The sequence below is a fragment of the Kribbella sp. NPDC058693 genome (genome assembly GCF_042715335.1).
In the GTDB taxonomy this organism is placed as follows: domain Bacteria; phylum Actinomycetota; class Actinomycetes; order Propionibacteriales; family Kribbellaceae; genus Kribbella; species Kribbella jiaozuonensis.
Window position 1 is genome coordinate 54,838 of the sequence record NZ_JBHXSQ010000004.1, and the last position, 14,443, is coordinate 69,280.

Sequence of the window (14,443 nt, forward strand, 5' to 3'; positions counted from 1 at the left end):
GCAAGCTGTGCGGATGAGCAGCACGCTGCTAACGTGCGACCGTGCTGCTCTCCGACCGTGACATCTTGGCCGAGCTCGACGCGAAGCGGGTCCAGCTGGATCCGTTCGATGCTGCGATGGTGCAGCCGTCGAGCGTCGACGTACGGCTGGACCGGTTCTTCCGGGTTTTCGAGAACCACCGGTACCCGCACATCGACCCGGCCGAGGAGCAGCCGGATCTGACCCGGCTGGTCGAGCCGGACGGCGAAGAGCCGTTCATCCTGCATCCCGGTGAGTTCGTCCTGGGATCGACGTACGAGCTGATCACGCTTCCCGACGACGTCGCGGCCCGCCTCGAGGGCAAGTCGTCGCTCGGCCGGCTGGGGCTGCTGACGCATTCGACGGCCGGCTTCATCGACCCGGGCTTCTCCGGACACGTGACGCTGGAGCTGTCGAACGTCGCGACACTGCCGATCAAGCTCTGGCCGGGGATGAAGATCGGCCAGCTCTGTTTCTTCCGGCTCTCCTCCCCTGCGGAGCACCCGTACGGCTCGGAGAAGTACGGCTCCCGATACCAGGGTCAGCGCGGCCCGACGCCGTCCCGGTCCTACCGCAACTTCCACCGCACCGACGTCTGAAGACATAAGTAAAGGCCCCGGGACGAGCTCCCGGGGCCTTTACCAATTGTCAGGCGGTCGCCTTGACGAAGATGCAGACCGACTCGAGGTCGGACGAGTCGTTGCCGGTCGGCAACTGCCGGTAGACGCCTCCGAAGGGGGAGACGGCAACGGGCGATTCCTGCTTGCCGTTGTAGAGGCTGAGACCCAGGTCGCCGTTCCCCGGGGAGCTGTTGTCCGACGGGGAGTCGCTCTCGGACGGCGTGTCACCGGTCGACGGGGTATCGCCGGACGAGGGCGTGTCACCGGAGGACGGCGTGTCGCTCGAGCTCGGCGTGCCGGACGGTGCCGCGCTCGGCAGGTCCTGGCCGGTCTTGGCGTCCAGCATCACCGGCTGCGCCTCGGTCTTCGCGTACACGACACCGTGGAACGCCGCGGTCACGCTGGGCACGACGCGCCCGCCGGACTTGCTGGTGAAGCCCCAGGTCTTCTTGCCGGTCGTGTCGTCGATGCCGAGGATCTCGGCGTCGCCGGGGCCGGAGCCGTCGGTGCAGACGATCGAGGTCGTCTGGTCCGCGAAGCAGTCGTAGTCGCCGGCACCGATGCTGTCCGACGGGAGTGCGGAGACCGTCTGCGCCACGGCACCGGTCGACAGGTCGAGCGCGAAGATACCTTCGGTCTTGGTCCCCTGGCCGTAGTCGATGTACCTCATGCCGTAGAAGTACGCGTGCTTGGCCGCGCCGGCGATCGGCTTCAGGTAGGCCTGCTTCAACGGGATCTGCTTGGTGATCTTCCCGCTCGCACCGTCGGCGAGCAGCGCCGTGCCGTCGGAGGCGCTGTCGGCCTGCTGCCCCTTGGCGCCCGCGACCACACCGCTGTGCACGGCGGCCGGGTTCATACCCGGCAGGATCGTGGACTTCTGCGTCTTCGGGTCCGCGAACACGGTCATGTCGATGCGCTTGACGGTGATGCTGCCCGCGGCGACCACGCCGACGGCGATCTGGCCGGTCTCCGGGTCGACCACCGTGTTCGCCAGGCCGGGAGAGCCGATGGCGTCGTCGCCCTCGCCCTGCACCGTGCTCACCGGCGTGGAGACCTCACCGATCTTCTTGCCGGACATCACGTCGATCCACTGGACGACGACCAGGCCCTTGGGCTTCTGGGTGCCGTTGCCCTTGTCGGTCTCGGCGTACGCAACCACTGCGACGTCCTTGCCGTCGACCTTGGCCGCCATCGGCCTGCTCGCGGCGTTGACCGTGGTCGTGTCGGCGGACTTCGACGGGATCATCCACTGGTTGTTCGGGTTGGTGACGTCGTGGCCGTTGAGCCCGGCATAGCCGCCGATCAGCGCGACCTGGCCGGCGATACCCATCTGGGCCTCGTCGAGGGTCGAGCGGCCCTGGTAGTCGGCCGACGGGAACGCGGCCGCGACACTGAGCGCCTTGGGCGGATCGAAGGACGGGACCGTCGGAGCGGACGGGGTGGCGGAGGCGGTCGACTGGCTGCCGTTGTCGGATCCCGAGTCGGATTTCTTGTCGTTGCCGCCGCAGCCTGCCACGAGGATCAGAGCGGCGGTGACGGCTGTAGTTGCCACCATCGGGCGCAACATCGTTGGTTTCTCTCCCCAAGGTCGACCGAGAATGATCGACTGAACGCTAGCAGTGTCCATGGGTCGGCCCGGCAGTTATCCACAGGCTTTGCACCAAGCTGCAGCGTGGGGATCGCTCAGCTGGTCCGGGCGAGCCCCAGACGCTGCAGCAGGTGGTAGAGCGCGGCGGCCGCGCTGTTCAGCGGTACGGCGTTCATCGGACGATCGAGAGTCCGGTCCCGCGGTGGCGGGGCTGCTGGTCGGCCAGGACCCGGGAGGTGGGCTCGGCCAGCCGGCGGGTGGGCTCCAGCTTGTCGGCCAGCCGGCGCAGTGCGCTGGCCAGGCCCTCCCGCGGGCTGGTGCGCTCGGCCTTGCGGTCGTGACGCTGGGCGCGGGCCTCGGCGGCGCGCAGCTGCTCGGCGACTCGGTAGCGGGCGACTTCCTGGTGTTCGGTGATCATGATCGTGTTCCCCTCTGGTGATCCCCGTGGCTGGTTTTTGGCAATGCTTCGCTCAGGTCCCGCCGCCGCCTGGGCGGCGGGACCTCGATCGCTTACATGAACCCAACGAACCCGACTGCGCCGATCCGACGCGTGCGGTGTTGTTTTCGGGTCAGACCTTGTAGACGGTGATGTCGCCGGAGACGGTGCGGGCCCGCAGCATCAGCGCGCGCTCCCCCTCGGCCGGCTTCTCGCCGGGCTCGAGGTCGCACCGGATGTGCCCGGTGACGGTCTTCAGGTCGAGGTACGTCGGGAGCCCTTCCGGGACCCCGATCTGGACGTCGCCGCGGGCCGTCTCGGCCTGGACGCTCGGTCCGTCGGCGATCTCGACCTTGACGTCGCCGGAACCGGAGGTGGCGACCGAGTGGTCGCGGATCCGCTCGATGGTGATGTCACCCGAGCCGACCTTGACGGAGGTAGGACCGTTGGCCTCGCCCACGGTGACGTCACCGGAGCCGGTGCTCAGGCCGAGCGCGTCGCCGGCCTCGTCGATGTCGATCGAGCCGGAGCCGGTGCTGGCCTTGACCGCGCCGGTGACCTCCTCGACCTTGACGTCCCCGCTGCCGGTGTTCACGCCCAGCTCGCCCTCGATCCGGGTCAGCTGTACGTCGCCGGAACCGGTGGACAGCCGGGACGGGCCGAGCGGCACCTCGGAGGTGATGTCTCCGGAGCCGGTCTTCACCCGGGCCTCGAGGATCGTCGAGGTGGCGATCCGGACCAGGATCTCCGGTCCGCGGCGGACGTTGCGCGGGCCCTCGATGATCAGCTCACCGTCGACGACCTCGAAGATCACGCCGTCGTCGTCGCCGTCGATCTCCATGGAGACCGCGGTGCCGGCACCGTCCGGGTTGGCCTTGATCTCGACCAGCCCCGAGCCGATCTCGATGCGGATCCGCTCGATCCGCTTCTCCTCGTCGTCGATGTACTGCGTCGCGCTGTGGTCGCTCATTCGACCCACCCCGTCATCCGTTGTCCCGGTCCGTGTCCGCCCTTGCGGCGTTCCTTGTCCTCGCGACGCCGGTCGCGATCCTCACGCCGGCGGTCGCGGTCGCGGCGGCCGCGGTCCGTACCGAAGACGCCCTCGTCACCGAAGGGTCCGTTCGGACCGAACACGCCGTTCGGACCGAAGACGCCGTCGGAGCCGAGTGGGCCGTTCGGGCCCAGCGGGCCTTCCGGACCGAACACCGGACCGCGCGGCGGGCGCGGCGGCCGGGGCGGACGGCCGCTACGGCCGCTCAGCTCGGTCATCACGGTGCGCATCAGCCACGCGTTCGAGGAGATGCCCTCGGCATTCGCGGCCTCGTCCACCTTGTTCTTGATCGACATCGGCAGCCGGAGCGTGATCCGGGCGGTCGGCTCGTCGGCGTCGAACACGAACTGCTCGTTCGCCTCCGCGTCGGCCTCGTCGTCGATGTCGTCGTCGGTCTCGTCCGGACCGGTCAGCTGGCTCGGCGCCGGCGTGACCACGAACTCAGGACGGCCACCGGCCATCCGGAGCTCGACCGAGCCCGGGGACAGCTCGCGGCTGATCTCCCCGGCGGCGTCGGACAGGGCTGAGATGAGGGCCAGGCGGCCCGCGTCATCCAGCGTCGCCCCGAGGCGCTGGGCCACGGAGCGGGTTTGCTCGTCGGCCAGGGCGGTGGCGTTCTCAACGCTCCGCCGGACCGACTCGAGGTAGTGGTCAAGTTCCATGTGCATCAGCATGACGTCATCGTGACGTCACTGTCAACCCCTTCTGATGTCAGATCATCGTCAGGGTGGCGGCACAGGCAGAATGGCGTGCAGTCAACCGAGGGAGGATCCGTGTCCAGAGGGGTACTCATCACCGGCGCGTCCAGGGGCGTCGGCGCGGCCGCTGCGCGGGCGTTCGCACGGGCCGGCGACCGGGTCGTGCTGCACTGCCGAGGCGCGGTCGACCGCGCCGAGGAGATCCGCGCCGGACTGCCCGGCGACGGTCATGCGGTGATCGCCGCGGACCTCGGCGATTCGGCCGCAATCCCTGCCCTGGTTGAGGAATCGGCCACCACCCTCGGGCGGATCGACGTACTCGTCAACAACGCGGCGATGTTCGTCGACGAGCCGGTCGGTGGATCGCGCCGCGTCGGTCACCCGTTGGCCGAGACGTCGTACGACGAATGGGTCGCGACCTGGCGTCGTACGTTGGCCGTCAACCTCGAGGGAGCGGCCCACGTGACGTGGTGCGTGGCGCGGCAGATGCTCGACAAGGAGCCCGCAGGCGGCGTACGGCGGGGTGCGATCGTCAATGTCGGATCGCGTGGCGCCTACCGCGGCGAGCCGGATGTGCCGGCGTACGGCGCCTCCAAGGCCGGGCTGCACTCGCTCGGGCAGTCGCTGGCGGCATCGCTGGCGCCACATGACATCAGCGTGACGTCAATTGCGCCCGGTTTCATCGCCACCGACATGACCGAGACCTTCCTGGCCGGTCCAGGCGGCGACGCGATCCGGGCGCAGAGCCCGTTCGACCGCGTCGCCACGGCGGAGGAGGTCGGCGACGCGATCTACTGGCTCGCCTCAGCCCAGGCGAACTGGGCCAGCGGCGCGGTCCTCGACTTCAACGGGGCGTCGTACCTGCACTGAGCTCCGTCCGAGCCCTGCCCGTAACAGATTCTTGTTGGCTCAGTTATTCAGTAACAACGGGTGAGCTTCCGGATACCTGGAGAGGGGTCCGGACCGGTGCACCCGCCTGTCCGGTGCACCCGTCCGTCGCCGGGCTCGTCGTACAACGGGAGCCTCTTCATGCGTTTCGCCCGCATCACCCTGGGCCTGCTGGTCACGCTGGCAGGCCTGGTGGCCACCGTGGCCGGAGCCGTCGCCGCCTTCTGGCTGGTCGGTCCGGACAACACGATCTCGACCCCCGGCCGCGAGTTCGCCAGTTCTGGCCTCGCGGTCGTCACCGCGCCCACGCTGCTCGACCGGCACGGCCCGACGCTGCACGTGAGTGCGTCGGGCAACAAGCCGCTGTTCGTCGGTATCGGGCAGGACCTCGACGTTCGCGACTACCTCGCGGGGTCGGCGCAGACCCGGCTGATCCGCTTCGAGCCGCCGGGCACGTTCGGCACCCAGGACCTGCGCGGCCGCAGCGGCAAGCTGACACCGCCGGGCGAGCTCGACTGGTGGGTCGCGCAGTCTGCCCCCGGCTCGCAGTCGGTGAGTTGGCCGATGCAGGACGGTCGGTACGAGGTCGTCGTGATGAACGCGGACGGTACGCCGGCCGTCGGAGCGCAGGTCAGCTTCGGGGTGCAGGTGCACCGCCTCTTCGGGATCTGCCTGCTGGTGCTGGGCGCGGGCGTGCTGGTGCTCGCGCTGGGGCTGGCGCTGATGTTCCGCCGCCGCAAGGTCGCAGACGTTGCCGCCGACAACGCGACCACGACCGGGATCCCGGTGCCGGTCGCGGACCGCATCCCGGCTCTGGCCGCGGTGGCGTCCGCGCCGGCCGCACAAGAGACCAACAGCCCGGCGTATCGGGTGTCGCCGTTCGCACCTGAGCAGGTCAGCCCGTTCGCGCCGATGCAGCAGACGGAGCCGGCGGCGACGCCTGCGCCGGCCAGGCCTGCTGCGGCGAGGCCCGCGGCGGTCAAGCCTGCGCCGACGCCGGTGCCGGCTGCGCCGATGTTCATGTCGCCCGCAGCGGTCGCCCGCGCCAAGTCGCCGGCGCTGATCGGCGCCTCCCAGCGGTACGACGAGCCGCCGACGTACGACGAACCAGCCGACCGCACCGAGTCCGTCGAGCCGACCGTCGAGCGCACCGAGACCGTCGAGCCCGAGACCGTCCCGCTCGCCGCCTCGCCGGAGTTCGAGAAGAGCGACGAGGCGGTCCGCCGTACCGCCGCCCTCCTCGCCAGCGGTGCTTTGTTGCTCACGACAACGAGCTGTGGGCTGATGCCGCCGAAGAACAGCCTGGCCGCGCCGGACAGCCGCCCGGCCGTCACGCTCGCCGACGCGCAGGCGGTCGTCCAGCGGTACAACCAGCTGAACAACCAGGCCAACCAGTCGCGCGACGCCAAGCTCTCCGCGACGATCGAGGGCAACCCGACGCTGGCGCAGACGCAGGCAGGCTTCGTGATCGGGCGGAAGCTCGACGCGGCCGGCAAGGACGTCTCGAAGCCGTTCAGCTACACGAACCCGGAGATCGGCGCTCCGCAGTTCGCGTCGTACCCGATGCGGTTCGTGGTCAGCTCGGGCGTCTCCAACGCACCGGGGGCCCGGCAGCTCGGCGTCTGGCAGCGGGAGAACGCCGGCAGCCCGTGGCTGTTGACGCACTCCGTCTACCCGCCGAAGGCGGCCGATCTGCCGTCGGTCGACGGGATGCGCACCCCGGACGTCAGCGCGCTGAACAAGCTGCGGAGCCAGCCGGCGACAGCCGCGAAGGACCTCGCGGCGTACCTGAGCGGCGGCCCGAACGCCCCGCAGTCGAAGCTGTTCACGCCGTCACCCGCCCTGTCGAGCATGCTCAAGCTGCGCGCGACGACGAAGGCCAACGACACCGCCGAGCCGTACATCGCGAGCGTGACCGACGCGTTCCTGCCGTCGGGCGAGCCGCTGGCCTTCATCACCTCGTCGGGCGACGCCCTGGTGTTCCTCACGCTCACCGAGCAGTACCTGCAGCGGGTCGAGCCGGGCTCGAACGCGTACTGGACCAGCGGCGAGGCGACCGCCTTCAGCAGCATGGTCAAGTACACCCAGAGCCTCCACCAGGACTACCTCCACCAGGTCGCGCTGGTCATCCCGACCAAGAAGTCGGGTGAGGCGATCCGGGTCCTGTCGATCGACCCCCAGCTCATCGGGGCCGGCGGCCAGTAAGCGCTTGCCGGAAGATAGTTCCGACTGATTGACTCCCGGGGTGAGGTTTTTCCCACCGCCCGGGAGTTCCAGTGGAGATCACTCGTCGCCGCCTGCTGTCTTTCGTACCCGCCACCGCCCTGCTGACCGCCGTCAACCCGGCCCCGGCCGCACACGCCACCATGGGTGCGGTGAGTGCTGACCCCGGCCAACTGCTGACCAACGCGATCGCGATCTATGCCGGTACGGCGGAATCCAACGCGCGCACCGAGGTCGCCGCAAAGGTCGCCGCGATCGACAGCACCGCGCGGACCTGGTTGTCCGCGCTCGACCGCGCCGGCGCCGGCGAGCTCTTCGCCGGACTCCCGCTCGGGACCAGCGATCCGAACCTCAGCTCGTCGTACCAGCACCTCTACGAGATCGCGCTCGCCTTCCGCCGGCCCGGACCGGCGTCGGACCTGCAGGGCAACGAGCAGGTGCGCGCCCGGATCGCGGAGAAGCTGCTCTGGCTGCACGAGAACTACTACGGCGACCAGTCGAAGGGGTACTACGGCAACTGGTTCACCTGGGAGATCGGCATCTCGACGTTCGTGTCGAAGACGCTCGCGCTGATCGACGCCCCGACCGACCTGATCACGCAGTACGTCGCCTCGATGGACGCCTACCTGCGCAACGGGAAGGACGGCGACGTCGACCTCGACTCGCGCTTCCACACCGGCGCGAACCTCGTCGACATCACCGCGAACCGCGTGCTCCAGGGCGCCCTGCTGAACGACGACGCGCGGATCCGGAAGGCGCTGCAGGACCAGTTCACGGTCTTCGCGACCATCGACCCGTACAACCTCCAGCACGACGTCACCGACGGGTACTACGCGGACGGCTCGTTCATCCAGCACGCCTCGGTCGCCTACACGGGCTCGTACGGAAAGGGCCTGCTCAGCCGGGTGGTGCAGACCATCAAGGTGCTCGCCGGGACGGAGTACGCGCAGGGTGACGACCTGGTCGGCGTGGTGCAGGGCTGGGTCGAGCACGGGTTCGCGCCGCTGATCTTCGAGGGCTGGATGATGGAGATCGTCAAGGGTCGCGCGGTGTCCCGGACGGCGACCGGGTACGACGATGTCGCGGTCGTCGTGGAGGCGATCGTCGACCTCGCGGACTACGCGAGTGGTGCGGATGCCCAGCGGTTGAAGGCGTTCGCGAAGTTCACCGCACGACCGACGATCAACGTGAACAGCTTCGTGTCACCCGTGAGCATCGGACGGTTCGCGGACCTGAAGAACGACCCGGCGATCGTCCCGGCCGACCTGAATCCGGCGGCGAGTACGACGGCCTTCAACGCGATGGACCGGACCGTGCATCGACGGCCCGGGTACGCGTTCGCGGTGGCGCGGAACTCGGAGCGGATCAGCAAGTACGAGTACATGAGCGGCGAGAACCTGATGCCGTGGTTCCAGGGCGACGGCGCGCACTACCTCTACCTCGCGGGTGAGGACCAGACGAAGGCGTTCGGCATCGACTACTTCACGACGGTCTCGCCGTACGCGCTCGGCGGCGTGACCGCGCCGGTGGAGACACGGAAGTCGGTGCCGGAGCTGTACGGGACGCAGTACTACGACAATCCGCCGACGTTCACCGCGTCGTCGGAGGAGCAGAACACCTACGTCTACTTCCCGACCGGCACCAACGTGCACTCCGGCGGGGCGACCCTCGATGCGTACGGCGCGGTCGGGTGGGTGCAGTCGGATGACTTCGCGTATGCGTCGCGTGCGAGCCTGCCCGACGACTTCGTGGTCTACAAGAACGCATCGGCGACCAAGTCTTGGTTCCTGCTCGACGACGAGATCGTCGTACTCGCGGCCGGCGTCGGCGACGCAACCCGCGCCGTCACAACCACCCTCGACACCCGCATCGCCGGCGCAACTGACCCCGTCACGATCACCGGCGCACACCGCGACGGCAGCGCATGGACCGGTCCGGGAACAGTCACCCCACGCTGGCTCCGCTACGCCAACAGCACCGCGTCGATCGGCTACCACTTCCTCCAGCCGACTCAGCTCTCGGTAGATCTGCAGACAATCACCCGGAGCCGCCGGGTGGTCCGCACCTCGAACCCGGACACGCCGGTCACCAAGCAGGTCTTCGCCCTCACCGCCACCAGCGGATCCCTCGCCTACGCATTGGTGCCCAACGCAACAGAATCCGCACTGAAGGCGTACCAGCACAACCGGATCCTGCCGGTCGCCAACACCGTTAAATTACAGGCGATCCAGCACCTGGGCCTCCGCCTGACGGCCGCCAACACCTTCACGCCCGGTCCGCACAACCTTCCTGGGCTCACCATCGACGGCCCTGCGTCGTTGCTCTTGCGCCGTCAATCGTCAGGCGTCCAGGTTGCCGTCTCCGATCCGACGACCAAGCGCGACACGATCACCGTCAACCTCTGGGCGCAGTACCTCAAGCCCGCGTCGCCCGTGCCAGGCGTTCAGGTGACACGGACGCTCACCGGCACCCGCTTGACCTTCACCACGCGACACACCTACGGGAGCAGCCTGGCGATCACGCTTCTTCCAGCTTGGCGATGATCGCCTGCATCGTGGCGAGCGTCGTACGAAGGTCGTCGAGCTCGACGGTCTTCGCGAGCTGCGAGGTCCACGGGTGCTGGGCGACCGCGATCTGGCGGATCGCCCAGTAGCCGGCCTCGGTGCAGGCGAGCAGCTTGGCGCGACGGTGCGCCGGATTCGGCCGGTACTCCGCGAGGCCGCGCTCGACGAGCAGATCCGCGATGCGCTGCACACCCTGCCGGCTGACGCCCATGATCCGCCCGACGTCGGCGACCGACCGCGGTTCATCGAGTACACCGCCCAGCACCTGCCACCACGCAGCCGTGAGGCCGCCGTGCGCGGCAAGGTCCTGGGCAGCCTCCATCAGCCGCGCGTTCAGCCGGAAGGTGGCGAGGACGACATCCGTCAACACCGCACCACCTTCCGACTGCTTCGTCGGCTTCGGCCACTCTTCCCGGGGTGGAACCGTCATCCCACCAGCGTCGCGTACGCCGCGGGGTCGGCGCGATGGAACACGCCTTCGTACGCGTCCAGCTTCCGCTCGTCCGCCAGCTCGAGCCGCTGCAGCACCGCCCGCGCGAACTGCACCGGCGAGTCCGGACCCGCCGTGATCAGATCCCCACCGACCACCGCGCGCTCGTCGACATAGTTGCCGACACCCTGGTATCCGGTCGCCTGCAGGTACTCCTTCGCCGCACTCGTGTGCTTGCGCTCATCCAGCAGCCCCGCCCTCGCCAGACCCGCAGTCGCGCCACAGATTGCCGCCACCGGCACCGAAGCGTCGAGGAACCGCGCCGCCAATTTCGCGAACGCATCTCCACCGCCGTTGTCCCACTGCCCCGACCCCGCCAGCACCAGCAGATCCCCCGCATCCGGCTCGACGTCGGCAATCGTCACGTCCGGCACGATCCGCATCCCGCCCATGGTCACCACCGGCTCCAGCGACTCCCCCACCGTCACCACGGTCCACGGCACGCCGGTGAACCGACCGGTCCGCAACTCCACCACCAGGTGCCCGATCTCCCAGTCCGCCAACGTCTCGTACACCGCCACATAAGCTGTTCTCATAGACAACATGCTGTCATTTGGACAACATGTTGTCAAGCTCAGGAAATGGGATGTCAGGCCGGGCGGAGGCTGGGAGGGTAGGCGGATGGGTGTGCGTGAGTTGACGGTCGACGACTGGGCCGGTTTGTGGCCGGTGGTGAAGGGCTTCGGGACCGAGTTCTCCGAGCCGGAGTCGCGGGGGTACTTCGAGGAGTTGGTGGAGGATCCGCGATGGGTGGCATTGGGGTACGACGACGGCGGTGAGCTGATCGGTTACGCCGCGGTGCAGGACTACGGCACACACCTTCGCGCCGGGCGCAGGCACCACGGGCGGCTACACGATCTGTATGTGCTGCCGGAGCGGCGGCGTGGCGGGGTTGGGCGGGCGTTGATGGTGGCGGTGGCGGAGTGGGCGTCGACTCGCGTCCGGTATCTCGAGTGGCAGGGCCATCACGAGCGCGCGGCGCCGTTCTACGAGGCGCTGGGGTATCACGGTGAGCCGTGTCCGCAGCCGGACTACCCGACCTTCGAGATCGACTTCGGCAAGTAGTCGCGGAGCAGCAGAAGACCGGCCAGCGCGGTCGCCGCGGCGGCGAGCATCAACGCATGATGTATGCCGAGTGCGGCGAGCAGGTTCGTCGACACGATCAGCGGAACGGTCTGCACCAACGACAGCAACGACTGCAGCCGGGTCAGATGCGATCGCGGCGTACTGCGAACGAACACCGGCGCAAGGTGCGAGGTGAAGAGCCCGACCCCGACGCCCTGCACAACGGTCGCACCGACCGCCGACGCGGCGGACGGGGCCAGCACGAGCCCCAAGATCGCGACCGCAGCAAGCAGACACCCGACACCACCGGCCAATCCCGCACGATCAAAGGTGCCGAAGCGCGCAACGAGGATCGTCACGACCAACCCGCCGCAAACGTTGCCTGCCACAACAAACCCGGCCTGCCCCGCAGCCCAACCATGTGATCGAGCAAGCAGCGGCACACACAGCGACGTGACCGGCAGAACGAAGGCCGCGACCAACGCCACCACAGCCAACACCATCCGCAACACAGGATCCCCCGCGGCAACCCGCAACCCGTCCAACGCCTCACGCACAAGGGAGCGACCAAGGGGCGGCACAGGGCTCACGTCGTACGGCGGTCTGAGCATCAGCAACACGAGGAACTGGACCGCGAAGGTCAGTCCGTCGAGCACGAGCGCCCCGACCAGCCCGACCGCGACCACGAGCAACCCGCTGACCGGTCCGCCCGCGAGCGTGATGAGCTGTGTCGCCGACGTACGCAAAGCCATTGCCTGCGGCAACTGCTCGTCCGGCACGAACAGCCGCGGCAGCACACCCGCGGCCGGCAGCGCAAACGCGTCAACCGTCCCGACCACAACCGCCGTCGTCACCAGCAGACCGGCCGAGACTCCATGGATCCCGACCACCACGGCCAGTAGGAAGCAGCAGGTCCCGACGATCGCGCTGCACGCGAGCAGCAGTCGGCGCGGACCGATCCGGTCGCCGAGCACGCCGCCGAGCAGGAGGAGTACGGCGCGCGGCAGGGTGAACCCGGTCAGCACCAGCGCGGCGACCCGCGGGCCGATGCCCGTCGCCGCCCAGCCCAGCGCGAAGAACAGCGCGGTGTCGCCGAGAACCGAGAGTGTGGAACCTGCCAGCCAGCCGTAGTACGACCGCGTCACCCGTCCAGCCGGACAGGCATGACGAGCGTGGTGAACGTACCCTGGTCGGCCGACCGTACGACGACCGGCCGCGCCGGCTCGCAGATCTCGAGCAGCACGTCCGGCCCGACACTCGCCTCCAACGCAGCGGCGAGCAGACTCGCGGTGAACCCGACCCGCACCGCCCCGGACCCGATCGCGTCGAGCTTCACCTCGTCACCGATCCGCAGGCTCTCGGAGTCGATGTCAAAAGCAACCACATCCCGCCCGACCAGTACGTCGAGCAGCCCCACCCGATCCACCACCACCCGGCAAACCGGCGGCGTCAAGCCGTCCAGGATCTGCTGGTACGCCGGATACTCCGCCTCAACCACGGCCAGCTCGCGAGCCTCATCCCCCCGCACAAGCCTGAGCCCGCCGTCCACCTCCACCCGGACCACATCCCCCGCCGCAGCCCACCGAGCAACCCCAGCCAACTCCTCAGCCTGCACCAGCACCCGCCCGGCCACCCCACCGAACTCCACCGGCCGAACGGTCCGCACTGCCAACCGATACCTATCAGTCGCCACAAACGTGATCTCCTCCGGCGACAACTCGATCAGCACACAGCTCAACACGAGCTCCAGCTCACCCACCCCAACTCCACCCGCCACGGCGGATCCGTCGGCGGGGGGACGAACGTCCCCGGAGCCCGATCCGCCGGGAGAGGCGGCGTGCCCGCCCGAGGGCCCGGCTGCGGCGGGTGCTACCTGGCGGATCGCGCTGGCCAGTTCCGGGCCGCCTATCACCGCGGTTGTTCGGTGGGAGACGAGTTGGGTGAGGAGGCGCTCGGCTGCGGCCCGGGTGGCGGTGGACTTGGCTTCGAGGGTGCGGAGGTGGGAGCGGACCAGGTCCGCGACCTCGGCCGGGTCGGCGTCCAGGGCGATGCGGACCTCGGGGAGCGGCAGGTCGATCTCGCGAAGGTCACGGAGCAGGCGGGCCCGGGGTTGTTGCGAGCGGTCGTAGTACCGGTAGCCGTTGGCCGCGTCCACGAAGGCGGGTGGCAGCAGCCCGCAGTCGTCGTAGAACCGCAGGGCGCTCGGCGCCAGCCCCACCACCCGCGCAAACTCACTGATCGTCAGCCTCATGGCCCCGACCCTGATCCCTGAACCAACTCGAAGGTCAACTCCGGAGCCGACCCCACAGGCTGAGCGTCTTGCCGAACCGCTCACCCCGGATCCAGTCCAGGATGCTCTTCGCCGACCGCTCCGGCGAGACGTCACCGCGCACCGACCGCGGTACGTGCTTGCGGATCTCGGCCGCGTCCGCCAGCGCCTCCTTGATCTCCGCCTCCGGCCAACCACGCCCGGCCAGCCGCTTCCGCCGTACGGCGTCCGGGCAGTCCAGATGCAGCCAGCGGCCTTCCGGCAGCTCGGACGGCAGCAGCGGGGAGAGCAGCAGCACCGGGATCCCGGACCGTCTGATCAGCTCCGTGATCCGCAACCAGAGCGCGTTGTACGCCGGCCAGATCGGCGCCGCGGTCGGGCTCGCGATGTCGATCCCGAGCAGCCGTCCGTTGTCGTCGAGCAGCTCGTCCATGTCCATCACGACCAGGTTCCCCGGGCTGAGCCGCACCAGCTCCGGCACCACTGTCGTCTTCCCCGATCCGGGTGCTCCCGTCACCACGAACATCCTCGTC

At 69.0% G+C, this 14,443-nt stretch carries 14 protein-coding genes; 5 read left to right on the forward strand and 9 right to left on the reverse strand.

The features are described 5' to 3' along the window. Window positions 1-41: 41 nt before the first annotated feature. Complete coding sequence (gene dcd, locus ACFWUU_RS26410; protein WP_137256173.1) at window positions 42-617, forward strand: dCTP deaminase; 576 nt, start codon at window positions 42-44, stop codon at window positions 615-617. Between the two features lie 49 nt (window positions 618-666). Here dcd and ACFWUU_RS26415 read toward each other — a convergent pair whose 3' ends face one another. The 4 genes from ACFWUU_RS26415 to ACFWUU_RS26430 all read right to left on the reverse strand — a co-directional run bounded on the left by ACFWUU_RS26415 (window position 667) and on the right by ACFWUU_RS26430 (window position 4,375). Then, window positions 667-2,193 carry a hypothetical protein gene (locus ACFWUU_RS26415; protein WP_380179159.1) on the reverse strand — a complete coding sequence of 509 codons (1,527 nt, stop codon included), beginning with the start codon at window positions 2,191-2,193 and terminating at the stop codon, window positions 667-669. A gap of 205 nt (window positions 2,194-2,398) precedes the next feature. Beyond that, a complete protein-coding gene (locus ACFWUU_RS26420) occupies window positions 2,399-2,644 on the reverse strand; it encodes a hypothetical protein (RefSeq protein ID WP_380179161.1) in 246 nt (81 codons plus the stop codon). 151 nt (window positions 2,645-2,795) lie between these two features. Continuing rightward, window positions 2,796-3,632: a DUF4097 family beta strand repeat-containing protein gene (locus tag ACFWUU_RS26425; RefSeq protein WP_137256170.1), complete on the reverse strand. Its 837-nt coding sequence runs from the start codon at window positions 3,630-3,632 to the stop codon at window positions 2,796-2,798. Further along, on the reverse strand, window positions 3,629-4,375 hold the full coding sequence (locus ACFWUU_RS26430; protein ID WP_380179163.1) for a hypothetical protein: 747 nt from the start codon (window positions 4,373-4,375) through the stop codon (window positions 3,629-3,631). The genes ACFWUU_RS26425 and ACFWUU_RS26430 overlap by 4 nt, the downstream gene beginning before the upstream one ends. A 111-nt stretch (window positions 4,376-4,486) precedes the next feature. Here ACFWUU_RS26430 and ACFWUU_RS26435 point away from each other — a divergent pair, with 111 nt between their 5' ends. The 3 genes from ACFWUU_RS26435 to ACFWUU_RS26445 all read left to right on the forward strand — a co-directional run bounded on the left by ACFWUU_RS26435 (window position 4,487) and on the right by ACFWUU_RS26445 (window position 10,065). Then, on the forward strand, window positions 4,487-5,281 hold the full coding sequence (locus ACFWUU_RS26435; RefSeq protein WP_380179165.1) for an SDR family NAD(P)-dependent oxidoreductase: 795 nt from the start codon (window positions 4,487-4,489) through the stop codon (window positions 5,279-5,281). Between the two features lie 159 nt (window positions 5,282-5,440). Then, the gene (locus ACFWUU_RS26440; protein ID WP_380179167.1) at window positions 5,441-7,504 is read left to right on the forward strand and encodes a hypothetical protein; all 2,064 of its coding nucleotides are present in this window, start codon (window positions 5,441-5,443) and stop codon (window positions 7,502-7,504) included. Between the two features lie 71 nt (window positions 7,505-7,575). Further along, window positions 7,576-10,065, forward strand: coding sequence for a polysaccharide lyase family 8 super-sandwich domain-containing protein (locus ACFWUU_RS26445; protein WP_380179169.1), 2,490 nt, complete (start codon window positions 7,576-7,578; stop codon window positions 10,063-10,065). On the opposite strand, the gene ACFWUU_RS26450 is transcribed toward ACFWUU_RS26445, so the two are convergent. Next, window positions 10,040-10,516, reverse strand: a complete 477-nt coding sequence (locus tag ACFWUU_RS26450) for a MarR family winged helix-turn-helix transcriptional regulator (protein ID WP_137256166.1) — start codon at window positions 10,514-10,516, stop codon at window positions 10,040-10,042. The two genes, ACFWUU_RS26445 and ACFWUU_RS26450, sit on opposite strands and share 26 nt — an antisense overlap. Beyond that, a complete protein-coding gene (locus tag ACFWUU_RS26455) occupies window positions 10,513-11,112 on the reverse strand; it encodes a DJ-1/PfpI family protein (protein ID WP_202877790.1) in 600 nt (199 codons plus the stop codon). The genes ACFWUU_RS26450 and ACFWUU_RS26455 overlap by 4 nt, the downstream gene beginning before the upstream one ends. Before the next feature lie 85 nt (window positions 11,113-11,197). Here ACFWUU_RS26455 and ACFWUU_RS26460 point away from each other — a divergent pair, with 85 nt between their 5' ends. Beyond that, window positions 11,198-11,641, forward strand: coding sequence for a GNAT family N-acetyltransferase (locus ACFWUU_RS26460; protein WP_380179171.1), 444 nt, complete (start codon window positions 11,198-11,200; stop codon window positions 11,639-11,641). Here the strand turns inward: ACFWUU_RS26460 and ACFWUU_RS26465 are convergent. The 3 genes from ACFWUU_RS26465 to ACFWUU_RS26475 are packed head-to-tail and all read right to left on the reverse strand — an operon-like array spanning window position 11,608 to window position 14,436. Then, window positions 11,608-12,786 (reverse strand): MFS transporter, encoded by a 1,179-nt coding sequence (locus ACFWUU_RS26465; RefSeq protein ID WP_380179173.1) that lies wholly within the window; start codon window positions 12,784-12,786, stop codon window positions 11,608-11,610. The genes ACFWUU_RS26460 and ACFWUU_RS26465 overlap by 34 nt on opposite strands. Beyond that, the gene (locus ACFWUU_RS26470) at window positions 12,783-13,892 is read right to left on the reverse strand and encodes a MerR family transcriptional regulator (protein WP_380179175.1); all 1,110 of its coding nucleotides are present in this window, start codon (window positions 13,890-13,892) and stop codon (window positions 12,783-12,785) included. The genes ACFWUU_RS26465 and ACFWUU_RS26470 overlap by 4 nt, the downstream gene beginning before the upstream one ends. 34 nt (window positions 13,893-13,926) lie before the next feature. After that, window positions 13,927-14,436 carry an AAA family ATPase gene (locus ACFWUU_RS26475; protein ID WP_233714937.1) on the reverse strand — a complete coding sequence of 170 codons (510 nt, stop codon included), beginning with the start codon at window positions 14,434-14,436 and terminating at the stop codon, window positions 13,927-13,929. Window positions 14,437-14,443: the final 7 nt, after the last annotated feature.